This window comes from Variovorax sp. IB41 (genome assembly GCF_016405905.1).
Classification (GTDB): Bacteria; Pseudomonadota; Gammaproteobacteria; order Burkholderiales; family Burkholderiaceae_C; genus Variovorax.
Genome location: NZ_JAEFCB010000002.1, coordinates 41,227 through 62,698 on the forward strand (window position 1 = coordinate 41,227; position 21,472 = coordinate 62,698).

General features: G+C 70.0%; 22 protein-coding genes. 17 read left to right on the plus strand and 5 right to left on the minus strand.

The features are described 5' to 3' along the window. The first annotated feature begins 72 nt into the window (after nt 1-72). The 4 genes from phnD (at nt 73) to psrA (ending at nt 3,763) form a co-directional block, all read left to right on the plus strand. Nucleotides 73-942, plus strand: a complete 870-nt coding sequence (gene phnD, locus JC881_RS06835; protein WP_198784955.1) for a phosphonate ABC transporter substrate-binding protein — start codon at nt 73-75, stop codon at nt 940-942. Next, on the plus strand, nt 939-1,757 hold the full coding sequence (phnC, locus tag JC881_RS06840) for a phosphonate ABC transporter ATP-binding protein (RefSeq protein WP_198784956.1): 819 nt from the start codon (nt 939-941) through the stop codon (nt 1,755-1,757). The genes phnD and phnC overlap by 4 nt, the downstream gene beginning before the upstream one ends. Before the next feature lie 2 nt (nt 1,758-1,759). Next, the gene (gene phnE, locus JC881_RS06845; protein WP_443083334.1) at nt 1,760-2,584 is read left to right on the plus strand and encodes a phosphonate ABC transporter, permease protein PhnE; all 825 of its coding nucleotides are present in this window, start codon (nt 1,760-1,762) and stop codon (nt 2,582-2,584) included. An 87-nt stretch (nt 2,585-2,671) separates the two neighbouring features. Beyond that, a complete protein-coding gene (psrA, locus tag JC881_RS06850) occupies nt 2,672-3,763 on the plus strand; it encodes an iron-containing alcohol dehydrogenase PsrA (RefSeq protein WP_198784958.1) in 1,092 nt (363 codons plus the stop codon). Nucleotides 3,764-3,776: 13 nt separating this feature from the next. Here the strand turns inward: psrA and JC881_RS06855 are convergent, their stop codons facing one another. After that, the gene (locus JC881_RS06855; protein ID WP_198784959.1) at nt 3,777-4,241 is read right to left on the minus strand and encodes an Mpo1 family 2-hydroxy fatty acid dioxygenase; all 465 of its coding nucleotides are present in this window, start codon (nt 4,239-4,241) and stop codon (nt 3,777-3,779) included. 175 nt (nt 4,242-4,416) lie between these two features. On the opposite strand from JC881_RS06855, the gene JC881_RS06860 reads away from it, so the two are divergent. Together JC881_RS06860 and JC881_RS06865 are read left to right on the plus strand one after the other, a co-directional pair. Next, nucleotides 4,417-5,127 carry a response regulator transcription factor gene (locus tag JC881_RS06860; RefSeq protein ID WP_198784960.1) on the plus strand — a complete coding sequence of 237 codons (711 nt, stop codon included), beginning with the start codon at nt 4,417-4,419 and terminating at the stop codon, nt 5,125-5,127. Nucleotides 5,128-5,143: 16 nt separating this feature from the next. Next, nucleotides 5,144-6,991 carry an ATP-binding protein gene (locus tag JC881_RS06865; RefSeq protein ID WP_198785296.1) on the plus strand — a complete coding sequence of 616 codons (1,848 nt, stop codon included), beginning with the start codon at nt 5,144-5,146 and terminating at the stop codon, nt 6,989-6,991. A 235-nt stretch (nt 6,992-7,226) separates the two neighbouring features. On the opposite strand, the gene ftsY is transcribed toward JC881_RS06865, so the two are convergent. After that, on the minus strand, nt 7,227-8,507 hold the full coding sequence (ftsY, locus tag JC881_RS06870; RefSeq protein WP_198784961.1) for a signal recognition particle-docking protein FtsY: 1,281 nt from the start codon (nt 8,505-8,507) through the stop codon (nt 7,227-7,229). A gap of 29 nt (nt 8,508-8,536) precedes the next feature. Between ftsY and JC881_RS06875 the strand changes: the two genes are divergently transcribed. Together JC881_RS06875 and JC881_RS06880 are read left to right on the plus strand one after the other, a co-directional pair. Continuing rightward, complete coding sequence (locus JC881_RS06875) at nt 8,537-9,988, plus strand: M16 family metallopeptidase (RefSeq protein ID WP_198784962.1); 1,452 nt, start codon at nt 8,537-8,539, stop codon at nt 9,986-9,988. A gap of 14 nt (nt 9,989-10,002) precedes the next feature. Next, nucleotides 10,003-11,355 (plus strand): M16 family metallopeptidase, encoded by a 1,353-nt coding sequence (locus JC881_RS06880; protein WP_198784963.1) that lies wholly within the window; start codon nt 10,003-10,005, stop codon nt 11,353-11,355. A 3-nt stretch (nt 11,356-11,358) separates the two neighbouring features. Here JC881_RS06880 and JC881_RS06885 read toward each other — a convergent pair whose 3' ends face one another. Next, entirely contained in the window at nt 11,359-12,267 is a 909-nt protein-coding gene (locus tag JC881_RS06885; protein WP_198784964.1) for a LysR family transcriptional regulator ArgP, read from the minus strand. Between the two features lie 75 nt (nt 12,268-12,342). Here JC881_RS06885 and JC881_RS06890 point away from each other — a divergent pair, with 75 nt between their 5' ends. The 7 genes from JC881_RS06890 (at nt 12,343) to pcp (ending at nt 17,755) form a co-directional block, all read left to right on the plus strand. After that, nucleotides 12,343-12,978, plus strand: a complete 636-nt coding sequence (locus JC881_RS06890; RefSeq protein ID WP_198784965.1) for a LysE/ArgO family amino acid transporter — start codon at nt 12,343-12,345, stop codon at nt 12,976-12,978. Between the two features lie 34 nt (nt 12,979-13,012). Further along, the gene (locus tag JC881_RS06895; RefSeq protein ID WP_198784966.1) at nt 13,013-13,660 is read left to right on the plus strand and encodes an RsmD family RNA methyltransferase; all 648 of its coding nucleotides are present in this window, start codon (nt 13,013-13,015) and stop codon (nt 13,658-13,660) included. A gap of 43 nt (nt 13,661-13,703) precedes the next feature. Beyond that, on the plus strand, nt 13,704-14,207 hold the full coding sequence (coaD, locus tag JC881_RS06900; protein WP_042582798.1) for a pantetheine-phosphate adenylyltransferase: 504 nt from the start codon (nt 13,704-13,706) through the stop codon (nt 14,205-14,207). Nucleotides 14,208-14,336: 129 nt separating this feature from the next. Continuing rightward, entirely contained in the window at nt 14,337-15,002 is a 666-nt protein-coding gene (pxpB, locus tag JC881_RS06905) for a 5-oxoprolinase subunit PxpB (RefSeq protein ID WP_198784967.1), read from the plus strand. Then, nucleotides 14,999-15,997: a biotin-dependent carboxyltransferase family protein gene (locus JC881_RS06910; RefSeq protein WP_198784968.1), complete on the plus strand. Its 999-nt coding sequence runs from the start codon at nt 14,999-15,001 to the stop codon at nt 15,995-15,997. The genes pxpB and JC881_RS06910 overlap by 4 nt, the downstream gene beginning before the upstream one ends. Before the next feature lie 331 nt (nt 15,998-16,328). Further along, nucleotides 16,329-17,069 (plus strand): 5-oxoprolinase subunit PxpA, encoded by a 741-nt coding sequence (gene pxpA / locus JC881_RS06915; RefSeq protein WP_042582795.1) that lies wholly within the window; start codon nt 16,329-16,331, stop codon nt 17,067-17,069. A gap of 5 nt (nt 17,070-17,074) precedes the next feature. Continuing rightward, nucleotides 17,075-17,755, plus strand: coding sequence for a pyroglutamyl-peptidase I (gene pcp, locus JC881_RS06920; RefSeq protein WP_198784969.1), 681 nt, complete (start codon nt 17,075-17,077; stop codon nt 17,753-17,755). Nucleotides 17,756-17,802: 47 nt separating this feature from the next. Here pcp and JC881_RS06925 read toward each other — a convergent pair whose 3' ends face one another. Continuing rightward, nucleotides 17,803-18,669: an alpha/beta fold hydrolase gene (locus JC881_RS06925; protein WP_332875206.1), complete on the minus strand. Its 867-nt coding sequence runs from the start codon at nt 18,667-18,669 to the stop codon at nt 17,803-17,805. A 15-nt stretch (nt 18,670-18,684) separates the two neighbouring features. Here JC881_RS06925 and JC881_RS06930 point away from each other — a divergent pair, with 15 nt between their 5' ends. Further along, nucleotides 18,685-19,338, plus strand: a complete 654-nt coding sequence (locus JC881_RS06930) for a Yip1 family protein (protein ID WP_198784970.1) — start codon at nt 18,685-18,687, stop codon at nt 19,336-19,338. 31 nt (nt 19,339-19,369) lie between these two features. Beyond that, on the plus strand, nt 19,370-20,065 hold the full coding sequence (locus tag JC881_RS06935) for a histidine phosphatase family protein (RefSeq protein ID WP_198784971.1): 696 nt from the start codon (nt 19,370-19,372) through the stop codon (nt 20,063-20,065). Between the two features lie 12 nt (nt 20,066-20,077). Here the strand turns inward: JC881_RS06935 and JC881_RS06940 are convergent, their stop codons facing one another. Further along, nucleotides 20,078-21,454, minus strand: a complete 1,377-nt coding sequence (locus JC881_RS06940; protein ID WP_198784972.1) for a tetratricopeptide repeat protein — start codon at nt 21,452-21,454, stop codon at nt 20,078-20,080. Between the last annotated feature and the right edge of the window lie 18 nt (nt 21,455-21,472).

Here is a 21,472-nt window from a genome sequence, read left to right on the forward strand (position 1 = left end):
TTGGGGTAGCCGCCAGCCCGGTTCCTTCCATCCCACCCCCTCCGCAACCCTCCCACCTTCCCGAGCTCCACCATGAACACCCTCTCTCGCCTGCGCAGAAGCCTGATCGCCCTGACCCTTTCCGCCGTGGCCACGCTCCCGGCCCTGGCGGCACAGCCCCTGACCATCGGCCTCATCCCGGCCGAGGACTCGCAGGCCATGATCGAGAGCAGCCGCCAGGTGCTCGACAGCCTGCAGCAGCAACTGGGCATGCAGGTCAAGCCGTTCGTGGCGACCGACTACAACGGCGTGATCGAGGCGCTGCGCTCCAAGAAGCTGGACGTGGCCTACCTCGGCCCGTTCTCGTACGTCCTGGCGCACGACGTCGCGAACGTGGAAGCCTTCGCGGTCGCGGTCACCAAGAAGACCGGCCAGAGCTCCTACAAGAGCGTGATCATTGCGCGCAAGGACAGCGGCATCGCCAAGCCCGCCGACCTGAAGGGCCGCACCTTCGCCTTCGTCGACCCGACCTCCACGTCCGGCCACCTGTTCCCCAAGTCGGGGCTGCTGCAGGCCGGCTACGACCCGGAGAGCTTCTTCGGCCGCGTCATCTTCTCCGGCTCGCACGACGCCAGCATCCTGGCCGTGGCCAACAAGAAGGTCGATGCCGCCGCGGTGGCCGACCGCATCCTGGCGAGCGCCATCGCCAAGGGCCAGGTCAAGCAGGACGAGCTGGAGATCGTCTGGTCGTCCAACCCGATCCCCGAATCGCCGATGGTCTGGCGCAAGGACCTCGATCCGGCGCTCAAGGCGAAGATCGCGAAGGCGCTGGCCAACGTCAAGGACCTGCCCTGGGGCGACCAGGGCGTGCTCAACGGCTTCCAGCCCACCGACGACGCCGCCTACAACGTGATCCGCGACACCGCCAAGGTGCTCAAGCTGGATCTGCGGAGCATGAAGTGATCCGCATCCGGCAACTCACCAAGCGGTACGGCGACAACGCCGTGCTGCGCGGCGTGGACCTGGAGGCGGCCGCGGGCGAGTTCGTCGTGGTGCTGGGCGAGTCGGGCGCCGGCAAGTCGACCCTCTTGCGCTGCGTGAACCGCCTGGCCGTGGCCGACGGCGGCGAGTTGAACGTCGACGGCATGGACGCCGTGCAGTGCGCGGACACCCGCGCGCTGCGCCAGCGCGTGGCGATGATCTTCCAGCACCACAACGTGGTGCCCCGGCTGAGCGCGCTGAAGAACGTGCTGACGGGCCGCCTGGGCGCCGTGTCGACCCTGGCCTCGGTGCTGCACTTCTTCAGCCGCGCCGACATCGCGCTCGCGCACGAGTGCCTCGCCCGCGTGGGCCTGGCGCACAAGGCGCATGCGCGCACCGATTCGCTCTCGGGCGGGCAGATGCAGCGCGTGGGCATCGCGCGCGCGCTCGCGCAGCAACCGCGGGTCATCCTGGCGGACGAGCCGGTGGCCAGCCTCGATCCGCAGACTTCCCGCAAGGTGCTGCAGTACCTGCGCGATGCGTCGCGCGACCTGGGCATCACCGTGCTGTGCAACCTGCACCAGGTGGACTACGCGCGCGAATTCGCCGACCGCATCGTCGGCCTCGCGCAGGGCCGCGTCGTGTTCGACGGCGCGCCCGAGGCCATGGGGCAGGGCGACATCGATCGCATCTACATGCCGCCACCCGCCAACGACGCCAGTGACATCGGCGATACCAGGGATGCGGCCAGCCCGGTTGCCCGGCCCCTGCAGCTGATGGCCCGCACCGAAGGATGACCATGAAGAATCCATCGACCTCCTACGCCTGGACCGGCCCGGTCCCCGAAGGCCGCCGCAGCTGGTTCAACCTGATCGTGGGCGCGGCCATCGTGGGCTGGGCGCTGCAATGGAGCGCGAGCGGCGCCCAGCTCAGCTGGTCGGAGCTCGCGGCGGGGCTGCCGCAGATCCTCGACTTTCTCGGCCGCACGCTGCCGCCGGACCTGAACATCCTGAGCCGCCTGGTCGCCCCCGCGCTCGAGACGGTGCAGATCGCCGTCTGGGGCACGCTGCTGGCGGTGCTGCCGGCGATTCCGCTGTCGTTCCTGGCCGCCCGCAACCTGCAGAGCAACCGCTGGGTGTACCAGAGCACCCGGCAGGTGCTGAACGTGGTGCGCAGCATCAACGAGCTGATCCTCGCGCTGGTGTTCGTCTCGGCGGTGGGCCTGGGGCCATTTCCCGGCGTGCTCGCGCTGGCGCTGCATGGCGCGGGCATGCTGGGCAAGTTCTTCGCCGATGCCATCGAGGAGATCGACCAGGGGCCGCTCGAGGCGCTGCGTGCGACGGGCGCGCGTCCGCTGCAGGTCATCGTCTACGGCGTGATCCCGCAGGTCGTCACGGCCTGGATCGCGGTGGTGCTGTATCGCTTCGAGGTGAATCTGCGCTCGGCCACGGTGCTGGGCATGGTGGGTGCGGGCGGCCTCGGGTTCGAGCTGGTGAGCAGCTTGAAGCTCTTTCGCTACCCCGAGACGGCCACCTGCATCATCGTGATCACGGTGATGGTGGTGGTGGCCGACACGCTGTCGAGCCAGCTGCGCCATCGCATCCAGCGCAGCGGGCGGCACTAATTGCCCGGCGCTCGCGCGCATTTTTCTTTTTTCTCTTTACAGCTCGCGGCCGCGCCCGGCCGCGGTGCGAGCTTTTCCCAACGAAACATGTGGACCTACTACAACCCCGTCAACGTGACCGCCGGCTGCGGCTCGCTGAAGGAACTGCCCGTGCGCCTCGGCCAACGCCGCGCCATCCTGATCGCGTTTCCCGAGGCGCCCGGGCTCGGGCTCGTCGATCGCATCCGTGAGCTGCTGGGCGACCGGCTCGTGGCCGTCGAGACCGACGTGCGCCCCAATCCGGACGTCGAATGGCTCGCGCCCATGTACGAGCGGCTGTGGCGCGATCATGCGGACGTCGACTGCGTCATCGCGCTCGGCGGCGGCAGCGTCATCGACTGCGCGAAGGTCATGCTGACGCGTCCGGCCGGCGGCGGGTTCGGCGAACTGCTGGCGATGATCGAAGGCGCGCCTGCGCAGCCGGCGTCGCGCGGACAGCACCGCCAGCTCCTGGCCATTCCGACCACCGCCGGCACCGGCAGCGAGGTGACGCCATGGGCCACCGTGTGGGACCAGGCGCGCGGCCGCAAGCTCTCGCTCCAGCTGCCGTGGACCTGGCCCGAGGCGGCCATCGTCGATGCCGACTTGATGCTGAGCCTGCCGCACGCGGCCACGCTGGCCAGCGGGCTCGATGCGCTCTCCCATGCGCTCGAATCGCTGTGGAACGTGCACCGCAATCCGGTGTCCGCGAGCCTGGCCGTGAGCGCCGCGCGCAGCATCATCGCGACGCTGCCGCAGCTGCTTGAACAGCCGCACCGGCCCGACCTGCGCGAGCGCCTCGCAACGGCCGCGCTGCAGGCGGGCCTGGCGTTCTCCAACACGCGCACCGCGCTGGCGCATTCGCTGTCGTACGACATCACGCTCAAGCACGGAACGCCGCACGGCATCGCGTGTTCGTTCAGCCTTCCGCGGATCATGGAACTGGCGGCCGGGCGCGATCCGGCGCTCGACGGGCTGCTTCTCTCGGTCTTCGAGGTCGCGCGGATCGACGACGCGGTCGCGTCGCTGTCCGCATTCCTGCAAGACCTGGGCGTCAGCGTGGACCCCTTGGCCTACGGCATCCCCGAGGCGGACTGGAACGATCGCATCGCAGCGGCGCTGGCGGGCGCGCGGGGCCGCAACTTCATCGCCGTCGCCTGAAGCCGGCCGGCAGCTACCAGCGGATGCCCATTTTCAGGAACAGCTTGGACAGCACGAACAGCGGCCCGACCCACAGGTACTGGAGGTCTTCGAAGAACGACGGCTTCTTGCCTTCGATCTTGTGCCCCACGAACTGGAAGATCCAGGCCACCACGAAGATCGCGGCCGAGACCGGCAGCACGAGGCTGCCCATCGCATGCACCAGCGCCAGGGCCAGCGCGGTGAGCACCAGCATGGTCACGAGGAAAGCCGGCGCGCGCAGCAGCGCGTAATAGACAAGGCTCGCGGCCACGAAAACATAGGCCACCCACGGATGAATCGCAAAAAGCAGCCCGACGATGCTCAGCATGATCGCGGGGATGGCGATGTAGTGGATCAGCTCGTTGGTCGGATTGCGGTGGCTTTCCTCGTAGTGCGCGAGCAGCCGGTCGACCTTGCGGTCGCTCGTGGCCAGCGGGGCGGCGGCGGTGTGAATCATGGTGAGTCTCCTGAAGCGCCGTTCGATGCGGCGAGACTTCGATGGTGCCCACGGCACCCGGGGATGGCAAGTGCGCCAGGCGCTACTGAAAAAGTAGCAATTCCGCTCCGCTGGGCGCGCCTTGTCATGACTTAGGGCACTGTCGCCGGCGGATTGCGCAGCTAAGATCAAACGCGTGGCTCCCTTCGATTCTTCTTCCACGCCGCCGCCCGAGACTGCGGGGGCGGGCCTGCCGGTTCGCGCGCCGACCGCGATCCTGGTCGTGGACGACCACGACCTGCTCCGCCTGGGGGTCTGCGCGCTGGTGCAGGCGCAGGCCAGTTCGTCCGGCGCGCACATCGAGGTCTTCGAGGCCGCCAACGTGGCCGATGCCCTCGCGCTGTACGAAACCCACCAGGCGGCGATCGGCCTCGTGCTGCTCGACCTGGCGTTGCCCGACACCCACGGCCTGAGCGGCCTGGCCGAGTTCCGGCGGCGTTTTCCGGCGGCGCGCATCGTGGTGCTCTCGGGCACCGGCAACAGCACGCTGGCGCAGGGCGTGCTCGCCCTGGGGGCCAGCGCCTTCCTGCCCAAGTCGGCCGACCTCAAGGAGGTGGTGAGCTTCATCCGCGCCTGCGGCCTGCTCGACGCCGAAGCCGCCGACACCTCGCGGCCCGCCGTGCCCAAGGCGCTCACCGGCTACGCTGAATTCGCCCATGCCAGCGCCTGGCAGGAGCTCACGCCGCGCCAGATGCAGGTGCTGCAGTGGGTGCTCGAAGGCAAGGCCAACAAGGAAATCGCCCAGCTCGCCAACCTGAGCGAGGGCACGGTGAAGAACCACGTCTCCACCATCCTGCTGCTGTTCGGCATGCGCTCGCGCGCCCAGTTGATCAGCACGCTGCACTAAAGAAGCCGTGCCGACCGTGGCGTCCAGCGGCCCGTCGGCCGACCACACCCTCGGCCAGCGGGTCCTGCGCGAGCACGTCGCCTCGGTCTACGACACCTACCGCATCTCCACGCTGACCCACATGGCCTTCGTGGTCGTGTTCGGCAGCATCATCTATTCGCAGCTGAAGAACCCGAGCCTGCTGTTCTGGCTGGCGGGCCTGCTGGGCGCCGACATCTACGTCTTCTTCACGCCGCGCTGGACGCCCCTTCGGCCCGCGCGGGAAAGCGCGTACTGGGCGCGCAAGATCTCCCGCATGGTCACGCTGGTGAGCATGATCACGGCGGTGGTGCCCTGGCTGGTGGTGCCGTACAACAACCTGCCGATGACCTCGCTGCTGATGGCGGTGATCGTGGGCAGTTGCTCGCGGGCGGCGCAGTCGCTCTGGCCGCTGAAGTCGGCGCTCTTCGGCTACACGCTGCCGATGTCGCTCGGGCTCATCACCGCGCTGGCGTGGCAGGGCGACGGCCTGCATCTTTTCCTCGCGGCGGCCGGCGCGGCCTACCTGCTGCTGACGCTGCGCGCGGGCATCGGGCAGCACAAGCTCCTGACCGAATCGCTCATGCTGCGCTTCGAGAACGAGGCGCTGGCCGCGCGCCTGGGCGAGCAGATCGCCGCCACCGAGCGCGCGAGCGAAGAGAAAACCCGCTTCCTTGGCACCGCCAGCCACGACCTGCGCCAGCCGCTGCACGCCATCGCGCTCTTCGGCGCGGCACTGGAGAACGAGCTGCGCGACCGCCCCGAAGGCCGCAACGCCGAGCGCCTGATGCGCGCGGTGAATGCGCTGGGCGCGTCGCTGGACACCATGCTGGACGTCTCGCGGCTCGATGCCGGCGTGATCACCGCGGTGCCGCAGCCGGTGCAGCTGGACGTGCTGTTCCTGCCGCTCAACCACACCTTCTCGGCCCGCGCCGAGCACAAGCAGCTGCAGCTGCGCGTGCGCGCGAGCGGCCTGTGGGTGCACAGCGATCCGCAGCTGCTGCACCGCATGCTCTCCAACCTGATCGACAACGCGCTCAAGTACACCGCGCATGGCGGCGTGACGGTGATGGCGCGCGAGCGCGGCGATTCGGTGTGGGTCGAGGTGCGCGACTCCGGCATCGGCATCGCCCCCGAGCAGTCGGGCCGCATCTTCGAGGAGTTCTACCAGATCAACAATCCGGGCCGCGACCGCTCGCGGGGGCTGGGCATTGGCCTGTCGATCGTGCAGCGGCTGTCGCGGCTGCTCGGGCATCCGGTGCAGATGCATTCGCGCCCGGGGCGAGGCACCCACTTTCGCGTCGTGCTGCCGGCCGCGCATGCACTGTCCAGCGGGCTGGTGCCGGCTTTTCCGTCCGACGCCGGCGAAGCGCAGGCAGCGTTGCGCAAGCCCGCGCCGGCGCTGCCGGGCCGCGTGCTGCTGCTGGACGACGAACTGGAAATCCGCGAGGCCATGACTGGCCTGCTGCGCTCCCATTCAATCGATGCGCACGCCGTGGCCAACGAGGCCGGCGCCGCCGCGGCCCTGCAATGGGCTCGCCGCGAGGGGCGGCCCTTCGACCTGCTGCTGTGCGACTACCGCCTGGCCGATGGTGCCGACGGCCTGGACGCCGGCCTGCGCCTGAGCCAGGGACCGGGGGGCGAGGGCGCCGTCGAAACCCCGCTGCTGCTGATCACCGGCGAGACCTCGCCCGCCCGCCTGCAGCGCGTGCGCGAATCGCAGGTGCCGGTGCTGTTCAAGCCGGTCGTCGCGGCCGCGCTGTTCCAGGCGATGGCCGAACTGGCGGCGCCGAAGCCGGCTTCGCCGCGCCAGCCGTCGATGCTTGAAAACATTGGTAGTCATTGAGTCCCCGTCGCCTGATCGATCGCCGGATCGATCGGCCCACGACATGACTTTCGGCACTGGTGAGCGTCCGCTGCGCCGAATATCTTCACTGCATTCCGCGCGACGCCTTCGGTAGCGTGCGGAGCAAGAACAAGGGGGAAGGGAGAGAAGAAGAAAGTGAGAAGCGGCCCCGGCGCAAGCGGGGGCCGCTTTTTTTTCGACTGGGATCAGCGACGTCAGCCGAGGTCAGCCGAAATCAGCCCAGGAGCGCCTGCGCGAATTCGCGCGCGTTGAAGGTCTCCAGGTCTTCGAGCTTTTCTCCCACGCCGATGAAATAGACCGGAATCGGCCGCTCGCGCGCGATGGCGCACAGCACGCCGCCCTTGGCCGTGCCGTCCAGCTTGGTCACGATCAGGCCGGTGAGGCCCAGCGTCTCGTCGAAGGCCTTGACCTGCGCGAGCGCGTTCTGCCCGGTGTTGCCGTCGATCACCAGCAGCACCTCGTGCGGCGCGGTGGCGTCGGCCTTGGTGACCACGCGCTTGATCTTCTTGAGCTCGTCCATCAGGTGCAGCTGCGTCGGCAGGCGGCCGGCGGTGTCGACCAGCACCACGTCCTTGCCGCGCGCCTTGCCGGCGTTCACCGCGTCGAAGCTCACGGCCGAGGGGTCGCCGCCCTCGTTGCTCACGATTTCCACCGTGTTGCGGTCGGCCCAGACCAGCAGTTGCTCGCGCGCTGCGGCGCGGAAGGTGTCGGCCGCGGCCAGCAGCACCGAGGCGCCTTCCGTGGCCAGGTGTTTGGTGAGCTTGCCGATGGAGGTCGTCTTGCCCGCGCCGTTGACGCCGGCCACCATGATCACGGTGGGCGTGAACTGGCCGATGACCAGCGGTTTCTCGAGCGGGCGCAGCAGATCGGCGATGGCCTCGGCCAGCAGCACCTTGACCTGCGCCGCGTCGGTGGCCATCTGGCGCTTGACGCGGACCTTCAGGTCGTCCAGCAGGTATTCGGTGGCCTTGACGCCGGTGTCGGCCATCAGCAGGGCGGATTCGAGCTCTTCATAGAGCGCATCGTCGATCTGTGCATTGACGAACACGGCCTGGATGCCGGTGCCGGTCTTGCGCAGGCCCGTCTTGAGCTTGTCGAACCAGCCTTGGCGCTCGGGCGGCGCGGCCGCTTCGACGACGGCGGGTGTCGGGGCAGGGACGGGCGCAGGGGGCGGAACCGGAGCCGGGGCAGGCGTTGGAACCGGCGTTGGCGCGGGCGCTGGAATCGATGTGGGGGTGGGGATTGGAGCCGGGGCGGGCGCCGGCGATGCCACCGGGGCCGGCGCGGGGACCACCACCGCAGGCACTTCGACCGGTGCAGGCACGGGCGCTTCGGCTGGGGGCTTCCCGCCAAACCAGCTCGAAGGCGAGAACACCGAGCGCGCGGGGGCGGCCTCGGCAACGGGTGCAGGGGCGGCGGGCGGAGCGACGGGCGGGGTCGGCGCCGGCGCGACCGGGGTTTCGGCAGGCGGTTTTTTCTTGAAGAAACTGAACATCAGGAGCTTTTTACAATCCGACCCATTCTATGAAACACCTCTCGCCACGCAGTGCTGCGTCTGGTGCGGTGCTGGCGGTGGCGCTGATGGCGTCCGGGGCCATGCCTGCGCAGGCCCAGTCCACACCGGCCCCCGCCGCATCTCCAGCCGCCACCGCGGCCGCGCCGGGCCCCCAGCAATTCACCCTCGCGAACGGCATGACGCTGATCGTGCAGCCCGACCGGCGCGCGCCGACCGCGGTGCAGATGGTCTGGGTGCGCGTCGGCTCCATGGACGAGGTCGACGGCACCTCCGGGGTCGCACATGCGCTCGAACACATGATGTTCAAGGGCACCAAGGACATCAAGCCCGGCGAGTTCTCGCGCCGCGTGGCGCAGCTGGGCGGGCAGGAAAACGCCTTCACCACCCGCGACTACACCGGTTATTACCAGCAGATTCCCGTCGGCAGCCTCGAGCAGATCATGAAGCTCGAATCCGACCGCTTCGCCGGCAACCAGTGGCCCGACGACGAGTTCAAGCGCGAGATCGAGGTCGTCAAGGAAGAGCGGCGCCTGCGCACTGAAGACCAGCCCCGCGCGCTGCTCGGCGAGCAGCAGAACGCCGCCGTCTTCACCGCCTCGCCCTACCACCGCCCGGTGGTCGGCTGGATGAGCGACCTGGACGCGATGACGCCCGCCGACGTGCGCGACTTCCACAAGCGCTGGTACGTGCCCGCCAACGCGGTGCTCGTGGTGGCCGGCGACGTCGATGTGGCCAAGGTGCGCGCGCTCGCCGAGAAGTACTACGGCCGCATCCCCTCCGGCGCGGTGCCCGCGCGCAAGCCGCGCGTCGAGCCGGCGCAGCGCGGCATCCGCCGCCTCGAATTCAAGGCGCCCGCCGAGCAGGCCTACGTGTCGCTCGCCTACCGCGTGCCGCAGCTGGCGAACATCGACGACACGAACAGCGATTCGTGGGCGCTGGTGGTGCTCTCGGCCGTGCTCGACGGCTACGCCGGCGCGCGCCTGGACCGCGCGCTCACGCAAGGCCCCGATCGGGTGGCCGATTCCGCCGGCGCCTATTCGGGCTTCATCGGCCGCGGCCCGCAGCTCTTCGTGCTCGACGGCGTGCCTGCCGCCGGCAAGAGCGCCGAAGTGGTCGAAGCCGCGCTGCGCGCCCAGGTGGCCCGCATCGCGAAGGACGGCGTCGGCGAGGCCGAACTGGCCCGCGTCAAGACCCAGTGGGTGGCCAGCGAAACCTACAAGCGCGACTCGGTGATGGCGCAGGCGCGCGAACTGGGCAGCAACTGGGTGCAGGGCCTGCCGCTGGACGCGAGCGAGCGCATCGTCGCCCGGCTGCAGGCCGTCACCGCCGCGCAGGTGCAGGCCGTGGCCGCCAAGTACTTCGGCGACGACCAGCTCACGGTGGCCACGCTGCGTCCCTTGCCGCTCGAAGCCAAGCCCCGCGGCCGCGGTTTCGCGGCACCCGCAGGCGAGCTGCGCTGAAAGATCCGGAACACATGATGACTCTCAAGAAACTGGCCAAACTGGCGCGTGGCGCCGTGTTTGCAGGTACCGCCGTCCTCGGCCTCGGTAGCGCACAGGCTGCACTCCCCATCCAGCACTGGACGCTCGCCAACGGCGCCAAGATCTACCTGGTCGCGACCAACGCGCTGCCGATCGTCGACGTGCAGGTCGACTTCGACGCCGGCAGCCGCCGCGACCCGGCGCCGCAGGCAGGCCTGGCCAGCGTGACTTCGGCGATGGTCGAGAAGGGCGTGCGCGCCGGCAAGAACGGCGAGCCCGCGCTCGACCAGAATGCCCTGGGCGAAGCCTGGGCCGACCTGGGCGCGAGCTTCGACGTGAGCGCGGGCACCGACCGCATGAGCTATTCGCTGCGCACGCTCTCCGACCCGGCGCTGCTCGGCAAGGCCGTGGCCCTCGCCTCGCGCGAGATCGGCGAGCCCTCGTTCCCCGACGACGTGTGGCTGCGCGAGCGCGAACGCATCAACGCCGCCATCAAGGAGGCCAACACCAAGCCCGCGACCATCGCCGGCCGCGCGTTCGCCCAGGACGTCTACGGCGCGCACCCCTACGGCCAGGAAATCACCGAGGAAACGCTCGCCCGCATCGACACCGCCACCATGCGCCAGCGCTACCAGGCGCTCATCGTGCCGTGCCGCGCCAAGCTCAGCATCGTGGGCGCGGTCACGCGCGCCGAGGCCGAGTCGGTGGCGACCACGCTGCTGTCGCGCCTGCCCGCGGCCGACAGCTGCGCGCCGCTGCCCGCCATCGCGCCGGTGGCCGCGCTCGCCGCGCCCAAGGACGAGCGCATTCCGTTCGACTCCGCCCAGGCTCACGTCTTCATCGGCCAGCCCGGCTACCCGCGCAAGGACCCCGACCATTTCGCGCTCAACCTGGGCAACTACGTGCTGGGCGGCGGCGGTTTCGTCTCGCGCCTGACCAACGAGGTGCGCGAGAAGCGGGGCCTGACCTACAGCATCTACAGCGGCTTCGCGCCGGGGCTCGACGCGGGCGCGTTCCGTATCGGCTTCCAGACCCGGCCCGACCAGGCCGAAGAGGCGGTGAAGATGTCGCGCGAGGTGCTCGCCAAGTTCGTGGCCGAAGGCCCGACCGAGAGCGAGCTGAAGGCCGCCAAGGACAACCTGATCGGCGGCTTTCCGCTGCTGCTGGACAGCAACCGCAAGCTGATCGGCAACGTCGCGAACATCGCCTGGCACGACCTGCCGCTGGACTACCTGGACACCTGGACCACGCGCATGAACGCGGTCACGGCGGCCGAAGTGAAGGCGGCGTTTGCGCGCAAGCTGCAGCCGGAGCGGATGGTGACGGTGGTGGTGGGCGGGAAGTAACGGCTATGCCAGCGCGTGCGGGCCGCTCGTCGCGGCCGCACGCACCGCCGCGCCGAGCCGCTTGAGCAACTGCGGCGCCGCGCGCGCCTGCTGCCAGTAGAGCGGCACCGGCAGCGTCGACCCCGGCACCAGTTCCACCAACGTCCCCTCGCGGATCGCATCGGCCACCATGCTGGCCGGATGCATGCCCCAGCCCATGCCCGCGCACGCCGCCTCGACGAACGCGTTCGGCGATGGAATCCAGTGCCGCGGCGTCTCGACGTTGCGGTGGCAGATGCGGCGCACCCAGCGCGCCTGCAGGCGGTCCTTGCGGTCGAACACCAGGCTCGGCGCGCTGGCCAGCGTCCGCGCGCCCACGCCTTGGGCGAAGTGCCGCTTGACGAATTCGGGGCTCGCGGCCGCCACGTAATGCATCGTGCCGAGCGCCTCGCTGTTGCAGCCCGCGACCGGCTGCGCCAGCGCGGTCACGGCCGCGAGCACCGCGCCGCTGCGCAGGCGCTCGGCCGTGTGGTCCTGGTCGTCGACCGTGAGGTCGAGCAGCGTGGCTTCTTCCTGCACGGCGAAGGCGGCCGCCGCGGCCATGAACCAGGTCGCGAGGCTGTCGGCGTTGACGGCCACGCGCACCGTGACGCGCTCGTCCGCCTCGCCGCCCATGCCGAGGGCGGGGAGGGCATCGCGCAGCTCGTGCTCCAGCATGCCCACGCGCTCCACATGCCGGCACAGCTGAAGGCCGGCCTCCGTGGCGACGCACGGCTGGCCGCGCACCAGCAGCGCGCCGCCCGTGCGCTCTTCGAGCAGCTTCACGCGCTGCGAGACGGCCGAAGGGGTGACGTTCAGCGCGCGCGCGGCGCGTTCGAAGCTGCCTTCGCGCACGACGGCGGCCAGGGCGTTGAGGGCGGCGTAGTCGAGCATCGTGATTTAGCCAAACTGAATGGAAGTTAGGAGGTTTAGTTTGAGTTAATCCGCGCCGAGCGGCAAGCTCGCACCATGTCTGCCGAATTCGCCACCACCGCCTTCCTCAACGGGCTCTTCATGAGCCTGGTGCTCATCGTCGCCATCGGCGCCCAGAACGCCTATGTGCTGCGCCAGGGATTGCGGCGGGAGCATGTCGCTGCCGTCGTGCTGTTCTGCGCGGCCAGCGACGCGGTGCTGATCGGCGCCGGCGTGGCCGGCATGGCAGAGGCGCTGAAGGGGCGGCCGATGCTGGCGACGGTGCTCGCGGGGCTCGGCGCGGCGTTCCTGTGCGCCTACGGCCTGCGCGCGCTGTGGCGTTCGCGCCAGCCGGGCGCGCTGCAGGCGACGGCGCAGGGCGTCTCGCTCTCGCGCGCGGCCGTGGTGGCGCAGGCGGCGGGCTTCACGCTGCTGAACCCGCATGTCTACCTGGACACGGTGCTGCTGGTGGGCAGCGCGGGCGCGCAGTACGCGGGCTCGCTCAAGGTCTGGTTCGTCGCGGGCGCCTCGGTGGCGAGCGTGCTGTGGTTCACCGCGCTGGGCTTCGGCGCGCGGCTGCTGGCGCCGGTGTTCGCGCGTCCGCGGGCCTGGCAGATGCTCGATGCGCTGATCGGCGGCACCATGCTCGTGCTGGCCGCGATGCTGGCGCGGCGTGCGTTGACCGGGGCCTGATCGGCCGCCGGTGCGGCGGCGTTAAGCTCGCCGCATGCCCCAGAAAAAAGCCACCGCAGCTCCCCGTCCGCCCGCAGCCAAGCGCCCTGCGCGGCCCAGCGAGGTCCGCATCATCGGCGGCCAATGGAAACGCACCCGCCTCGCGGTGGCCGACAAGCCCGGCCTTCGCCCTACGCCCGACCGCGTGCGCGAGACGCTCTTCAACTGGCTCGCGAGCCTGGCCGGCGCGGGCGGCGGCGAGCTGCCGGGCTGGCATTGCCTGGACGCGTTCGCGGGCACCGGCGCGCTGGGCCTGGAAGCCGCCTCGCGCGGCGCGGCCAACGTGCTGCTGTGCGAGCAGGACGCTGCGCTGGTCGCGCAACTGCAGGCCACCAAGACCAAGCTGTCGGCCGAGGCCGTGCGCATCGAGCGCGGCAACGGCGTCACGGCGCTGGAGCGCACCACGGCCGCGAGCCTGCACGCCGTCTTCCTCGATCCGCCTTTCGAGAGCGCGGCGCTCTATGAGCCGGCCCTGCGCGCCGCGGCGCGTGCCCTGCGCCCCGGCGGCGTCGCGTACCTGGAAGCGCCCCGCCAGTGGAACGACGAGGAACTGGCCGCCTTCGGCCTCGCAAGCTTTCGTTACCTGAAGGCCGGCGCGGTGCATGCCCACCTGTTGCGGCTGGCCTCGGGGGGGACTGCATAATCCGCCGAACAAGCCGCACCGGCTGCATGAGGAAGAAGCAACCATGGCCAGCAACGTCATCGCGGTTTATCCGGGCACATTCGATCCCATCACCCTCGGTCACGAGGACGTGGTGCGCCGTGCCACCCAACTCTTCTCCAAGGTGATCGTCGCCGTCGCGGCGGGCCATCACAAAAAGGCGCTGTTCACCCTGCAGGAACGCATGGACATGGCGCGCGAAGCCGTCAAGCCCTACAGCGACCAGGTCACTGTCGAGAGCTTCTCGGGCCTCTTGCGCGACTTCGTGGTGGCGCGCGGCGGCAAGGCCATGGTGCGGGGCCTGCGCGCCGTGACCGACTTCGACTACGAGTTCCAGCTCGCCGGCATGAACCGCTCGCTGATGCCCGATGTCGAGACTGTGTTCCTCACGCCCAGCGACAAGTACCAGTTCATCTCCAGCACCTTTGTGCGCGAGATCGCGATGCTCGGCGGCGAGGTCAACAAGTTCGTCTCGCCCAACGTCGAGCACATGCTGGCCGCCAAGGTCCGCAGCCTCGGCCGTGAATAGGCACTCCCCCAGGCTTCGCGCACTTCGTGTCGCTTCTCCTTCCCCCTCGCCGGGGGCAACACCTGCGGCCCGGCAAAGCCGGTTCCGCGGTGTTCCACGAATGGCGCCCGCCGCGCCCGTCTCACCCAGATGACCGATAAATCTCCGCCACCCCGCCTGCATCTGCTCGGCGATGCAGCGCTCCTGTGCGAGTTGCCGGCACCGGCCACGCTGGTGCAGCAGCAGCGCATCTGGGCACTGGCCGCGCAGGCCCGCGAATGGCCCGGCGTCGGCGAGGTGCTGCCGGGCATGAACAACCTCACGCTCACCTTCGACCCCACGGCGATCGAGCTCGATGCGCTCATGGCGCAGGTGCTCGCCGCGTGGCCGAAGCTCTCGGCCAAGGCCGTGGAAGGCCGGCTGGTCGAGATTCCGGTCGCCTATGGCGGCGAGCACGGCCCGGACCTGGGCGATGTCGCGGCCCACACCGGCCTCACGCCGGCCGAGGTGGTGCGGCGCCACAGCGCGGGCGAGTACGTGGTCTACCTGCTGGGCTTTCTCCCCGGCTTCGCTTTCGTGGGCGGCCTCGCGCCCGAGCTCGCCACGCCGCGCCGCGCGGAGCCGCGCACCGCGGTGCCCGCGCGCTCGGTCGGCATCGGCGGCGAGCAGACCGGCATCTATCCGCTGGTGTCGCCGGGCGGCTGGCAACTGATCGGTCGCACGTCGCTCGAGATGTTCGATCCGGCGGCCGAATCGCCCACCCTGCTGCGCCCGGGCGACCGCGTGCGCTTCGTCGTCGAGAGCGTAGAGACATGATCGTCGTCCAGAAGCCCGGCCTGCTGGCCTCGGTGCAAGACCTGGGGCGGCACGGCCATCGCCAGCTGGGCATCTGCCCGGGTGGCGCGCTCGACGTGCTGGCGCTCACGCTCGCGAACCGGCTGGTCGGCAACGCCGACAGCGCCGCGGGCCTCGAGCTCACGATGGGCGGCTGCGAACTGCGCTTCGAGACCGACACGCGCATCGCGCTGGCCGGCGACGACTTCGGCGCGCAACTCGACGGCGTGCCGCTCTGGCCCTGCTGGAGCGTACCGGTGGCCGCGGGGCAGGTGCTCAAGCTCCAGGGCGCGAACGCGTCCGGCGCGAAGAAGGCGGGCCTGCGCAGCTGGCTCGCGATTGCGGGCGGCATCGACGTGACGCCCGTGCTCGGCTCGCGCAGCACCGATCTCAAGGCCGGCTTCGGCGGCCACGAAGGCCGCGCACTGCGCAAGGGCGACAAGCTGCCGCTGGGCGCCTCGCGGCTCGATGCGGCGCAGCGCACCCGCAAACCCTTCGGCCTGCGCGGCCCCGACTGGGGCCCGGACGAAGCCGATGCGGCCATCGCCCTGCGCGTGCTGCCCGGCCCCGAATTCGAACTGTTCACGCTCGCCGCGCGCGAGGTGCTGTGGGGCGACCGTTGGCGCATCACCTCGCAAAGCAACCGCATGGGCAGCCGGCTCGCGGGCACTGAGCTCAAGCGCAAGCGCGCGGGCGACATGCTCTCCTCGGGCGTGATCCCGGGCACGATCCAGGTGCCGCCCTCGGGCCAGCCGATCATCCTGATGGGCGATGCGCAGACCACGGGCGGCTATCCGCGCATCGGCGTGGTGATCCGCGCCGACCTGTGGAAGCTCGCGCAGGCGCCGCTCAACGGCAAGCTGCGCCTCGTGCAGGTCGACATAGCAGGGTCGCTCGCCGCGTGGGCCGAGCAGCAGCGCTACCTCGCGCAAGTGGCACAAGGCCTCGCCGTGGCAGGCTGGCCGGGCGCGGCCTAGGGCCTGTTCACCCTACGCAAGGGGTCGCGAAGCTCGCCACAGCCCGTCCATCAAGGCGCGTGACGCCGTGCGTGCGTCTGCACGCACAAGGAACGCAACGCCGAGGGGCGGGCTGTGGCGAGCTTCCCTCCGGGTTGCTTCGCAAAGGGGCTGTCTGCGGCGTTGCCCGCGCTTGCAAGGCGCAAGCCTTGCTGCGCACGGGCGCCTTGCACACAGCCCCTTTGCGAAGCAACGCGACCCCTTGCGTAGGGTGAACAGGCCCTAGACTGTGCAAGCGCACCGCCAGCGGGCCGCGCCGGTGCAGTCCCGCTGAAGAAGAAGGAACCTCCCCATGCACATCGACCTCAATGCCGACCTCGGCGAAGGCGCGGGCAGCGACGAAGCGCTGCTGGGCCTCGTGAGCTCCGCCAACATCGCCTGCGGCTGGCACGCGGGCGACGCCAAGACCATGCGCCAGTGCGTGCGCTGGGCCATCGAACACGGCGTGGCCATCGGCGCGCACCCCAGCTTTCCCGACCGCGAGAACTTCGGCCGCAGCACCATGCACCTGCCGCCCGACGAGATCGTCTCCAACGTGCTCTACCAGGTCGGCGCGCTCGCCGCGATCGTCAAGGCCGAAGGCGGCCAGCTCGCGCACGTGAAGGCGCACGGCCAGCTCTACAACCAGGCGGTGAAGGAGCCCGAGCTCGCCGATGCGCTGTGCGAGGCGGTGCGCCGCTTCGACCCGTCGCTCAAGTTCTTCGGGCTCGCCGGCAGCAACATGATCGATGCCGCGCGCCGCGCCGGTCTCACGCCCGTGGAAGAAGTGTTCGCCGACCGCGGCTACATGCCCGACGGCAGCCTCGTGCCGCGCAGCCAGCCCGGCGCGCTGATCGAGAGCGAGGAGCAATCGATCGCGCAGACCCTCGCGTTCGTGCGCGACCACCAGGTGACGGCCATCGACGGCAGCACCGTGGCGGTCAATGCGCAGACCGTGTGCCTGCACGGCGACGGCGCGCATGCGCTGGCCTTTGCGCGGCGCATCCGGGAGCGCCTGCAGGCCGAAGGCATCGCCGTGCGCGCGATGGCGTGAGCCGAATGAGCAAGACCGAAGCGAAACGCACGAACGTGCTGCTGACCGGCTTCGATCCGTTCGACCGCGAAGCCATCAACCCGTCATGGGAGGCCGTGCGCGCCCTGGACGGCTGGAAGACCGGCGGTGCGACGGTGCACGCGCGCCAGATGCCCTGCGTGTTCGGCGACGCCATCGAAGCGCTCGCCAATGCCATGGACGAACTGAAGCCGCAACTGGTGCTCTGCATCGGCCAGGCCGGCGGACGCTCGGAGATCACGCCCGAGCGCATCGCGATCAACATCGACGACGGGCGCATCGCCGACAACGCGGGTCATCAACCGATCGACCTGCCGGTGGTGGCGGGCGCGCCTGCTGCCTATTTCTCGACGCTGCCGATCAAGGCCATGGTGCGCGACCTGCGCGCGGCCGGCATTCCGTCGTCGGTGTCGAACAGCGCGGGCACGTTCGTCTGCAACCACATCTTCTACGGGCTGATGCACCGCATCGCGACGCATCCGGTGGCAGGCCTGCCAGGTTTGCGCGGTGGCTTCATCCACATCCCGTACCTGCCCGAGCAGGCGGCGCGCTTTCCCGGCGCGCCGAGCATGTCATTGGCCACGATGACCGAGGCGCTGCGCATCGCGGTCGCCACCGCGCTCGCGGTGAAGCAGGACGTGGCCGAGACCGGCGGCCAATTGCACTGATGCGGCACTGATGCGGCACTGATGCGGCACTGATGCGCTGAGCCTCTTCAGGCCGACGCGAAGGTCTTCGCGAGCCAGGCGTTCAGCGCCGCATTGACGAAGTCGGGCTTCTCCATCGTCAGCATGTGGCCGCATTGCGGCACCCACACCACCTCAGCCTCAGGCAGCAGCGCCGCCATCTCGCGCGTGTGCTCGGGCGGCGCGAGCTTGTCGTCGTCGCCGCACATCAACAGCACCGGCGCGCGCAATGCGGCCAGGTGCGTGCGCGCATCGGGGCGCCGCATCACCGCGCGGTTCTGGGCGATGAGCTGGTCCGTGCCGGCATCCAGCACGATGTCGAGATAGCGCTGCACCAGCGCCGCGTCGCCGGCTTGCGTGGGATGAAAGGCGAAATAGACATTCGCCTCGATCACGTCGCGCGCCTCGCCGCGCTCGAAGAGTTCGATGGCGCCCTCGCGCAGCGTGAACATGTCGGGCGTCTCGGGCCGCGCGCTGGTGCCCAGCAGGGCGAGCCCGGCGATGCGTTCGGGCGCCTGGCGGGCCGCTTCCATCGCGACCATGCCGCCCATGGAGGCGCCGCAGAGCACCAGCGGCCCCGCGTGCTCGCGCAACACGGCCGCGGCCATGGCCTCGATGGAATCGTTGCGCGTCTGGACGTCGCTCACGCGGGCGTCGAAGGCGGGGGGAAGGGCAGGCCGCTGGGCCTCCCAGAGGCGCTCGTCGCAGGCGAGGCCGGGCAGCAGGACAAGGTGGGGCATGAGGCGATTTTGCGCGATCGCGGCAAGCCCGCGAACGGCATAGGCTTGATGGCCGGCACCCGCGCCGGGCGCGCCCCGGCATACTCGCGGCCATTGCGAGTGCATGGTGCGAGTGCATGGCGCGTGTGCATGGTGCGCGCGCGTTTCTGCGCTCATGTCGAGGACAAGAAAATGAACCTGGTTCAACGCGTGCAGGACATCCTGCTCAAGCCCAGGGCCACCTGGCCCGTGATCGACGCGGAGCCGGCCGATGCCGCCTCGCTCTACAAGAACTACGTGATGATCCTGGCGCTCATCCCGGCGGTGGCGAGCTTCATCGGCCTGTCGGTGGTCGGCCTCGGCGTCTTCGGCGTCAACTTCCGCGTGCCGGTCGTCGCGGGGCTGGCCAACATGGTCGTGGGCTACGTGCTGTCGCTGGTGATGGTGTTCGTGCTCGCTCTCATCATCGATGCGATGGCGCCGACCTTCGAGGGCACCAAGAGCCAGGTCAGCGCACTCAAGCTCTCGGCCTATTCGAGCACCGCGGCCTTCGTCGGCGGCATCTTCAGCCTGCTGCCTTCGCTGTCGGTGCTGGGCGCGGTGGCCGCGCTCTACGGCATCTACCTCCTGTACCTGGGCCTGCCGGTGCTGATGAAGTGCCCGGTCGACAAGGCCATCGCGTACACCGCGGTGGTGGTGGTCTGCGCCATCGTCGGCGGCTTCGTCATCGCCTGGGTGCTGGCGCTGCTCACGCCGTCGCCCGCGCGCGTCGGCATGGGCACGGGCCTGGGGCTTGCAAGCCAGGCGGTGGCAGTTGTGCAACAGCTGGCGGCCGCAAAAGCCTGAGCGTCACGCGCACGGTGGAAAATGGGCGGCAATGCCAACGCCCAAACCCGACACCACCACCGACATCATCCTGATCCGTCACGGCGAAACCGCCTGGAACCGCGAGCTGCGATTCCAGGGGCATGCGGATGTGCCGCTCAACGACATCGGCCATGAACAGGCGCGCCGCATCGGCCTGCGCCTGGCGGGCGAAACGGCACAGCACCTGATCAGCAGCGACCTCATGCGCGCGCAGCAGACGGCCGCGCCGGCGGCGCTGCAGCTGTCGCTGCCGGTGGTCACCTCGGCGGCGTTGCGGGAGCAGTACTTCGGCATCGTCGAGGGCATGCGCTCCGACGAGATCCAGAGCCTGCACCCGCGCGCGTGGGAAGAGTGGCTGGAGTTCCGCGAAGACCACGCCATGCCCGAAGGCGAGACGGCACGCGAATTCCATGCGCGCATCGTCGCGGCGCTCGGCACCATCGCCACCGCCCACAAGGGCCAGCACCTGATCGTCGTCACCCACGGCGGCGTGCTCGACATGGTGTGGCGCACCGCCAAGGGCCTGAGCCTGAGCGGCCCTCGCCAGAGCGACATTCCGAATGCGGGCTTCAACCGCATCCGCATCGCCGACCCGGCGGCGCCCGATGCGATCGAGATCGTCGAGTGGGCCGACACGCGCCACATGGCCGACCTGCCGCCGCAGCCGACCTACGACCAGACGCGGCACCTCAAGAGCAAGGGCTGAGGCCCCGCGCGCTCAGGCCCTTGCCGGAATGACGCCGACGGCGAGTTGCCCGAGGCCAAGGCGCGCATAGACAGCCCCCGCCTGCCGCCGCAGCCGCAGCGACTCGGGTTGGCCATTGAGCTGCTGCTGCAGGATGCCCTGCGCCGCGGCGAGCGTCGACTCGCTGCCCGCGCGCACCAACGCATCGAGGTACACCTGCTCGAACAGATCGCGCTGCGCGTGGCTGCCGCCGATCTCGATCATGCGCGGCAGCGCGACGCCGAGCCCTTCGATGGCGCCCGCGAAATCGCCGCGCGCATGGGCCACGAGCCCGTGCGCGGCCGGCACGCAGACGCGCTGCCACGCCGCGCGCGTCGAGCGCGGTGCATTCGGCGCGAAGGCCTCGATGTTGCGCAGCAGGCCATCGGCCTCGGGCCGTCCGGCGCGCGCGAGGCCGTAGAGGTATTGCAGGTCGAGAAAGGGCAGCACATGGTCCGCCTGCCGCTGCAGCAGATACCCGGCCACGTCGTTCCAGCGCCCGCCCACGTCGATGCCCGCGAGCTCCAAGCGCGCGAGCAGCGACACCGCGCCGATCTGGTCCTGCGAGTAGTCCTTGACCACGCCCCACGCATGCTCGTCGTACACCGCGAGCGCCTCGGCGTCGCGGCCCAGGTCGATGAGGAACAGCGCCACGTGCCACCAGTTGTGCGTGACCATGAAGGAGTTCAGGCCGATCCAGGTGTCGCTCACGCTCTCCATGAACGCCAGCCCCTCGGCGAGCCGCCCTTCGGTGAGCATCACGTGCGCGAGCGCGTGGTGCGCCCACGGCTCCTTGCGGCACATGGCGATGGCCAGGCGGGCGCTCGCCTCGGCCTCGCGCATCAGGTGGCACTGCTCGTAGCCGAAGGCGGCCATGCCGTGCACGTAGGGCACGTCGGCCGCCGAAGGCAGCACCGCGAGCGCGAGCCGCAGCATGCCGGGGCAGTCGCCGGTGTTGAAGCAGTGGTACTGGCCCAGCTTGACCGAGACGAGATCGCGCGGAAATTCGCGCGCCTGCGCCGCATGCAGTTCGATGGCGCGGGCGATGTCGCCATCGGCCCATGCCTCGATGACCGCGATGTAGCGCTGCTCGCGCGGCGTGGCGCGCGCGGCGCCGGCACGGGCCTTCGCGAGAAACGGCCGCGCATTCGCCACGGCGTCGCGCGATTCGGCGAACAGGTGCAGCGTCGCGCAGTACGCCTGCACGATCGGGCTCTGGTCGGTGTCGGCCAGCGCGATGAGGTTGACGGCGCGCGACTCGGTCGAGACGAAGCCCATGACGAAGTCGTCGACCAGCGCGAGGCTGGCAGGGTTGTCCAGGGTGAGCGGATTGCCGAGGCTGTCGGCGGCGTACGGGGTGGCGGAGGGCATGGCGGCATGGTGCCATGC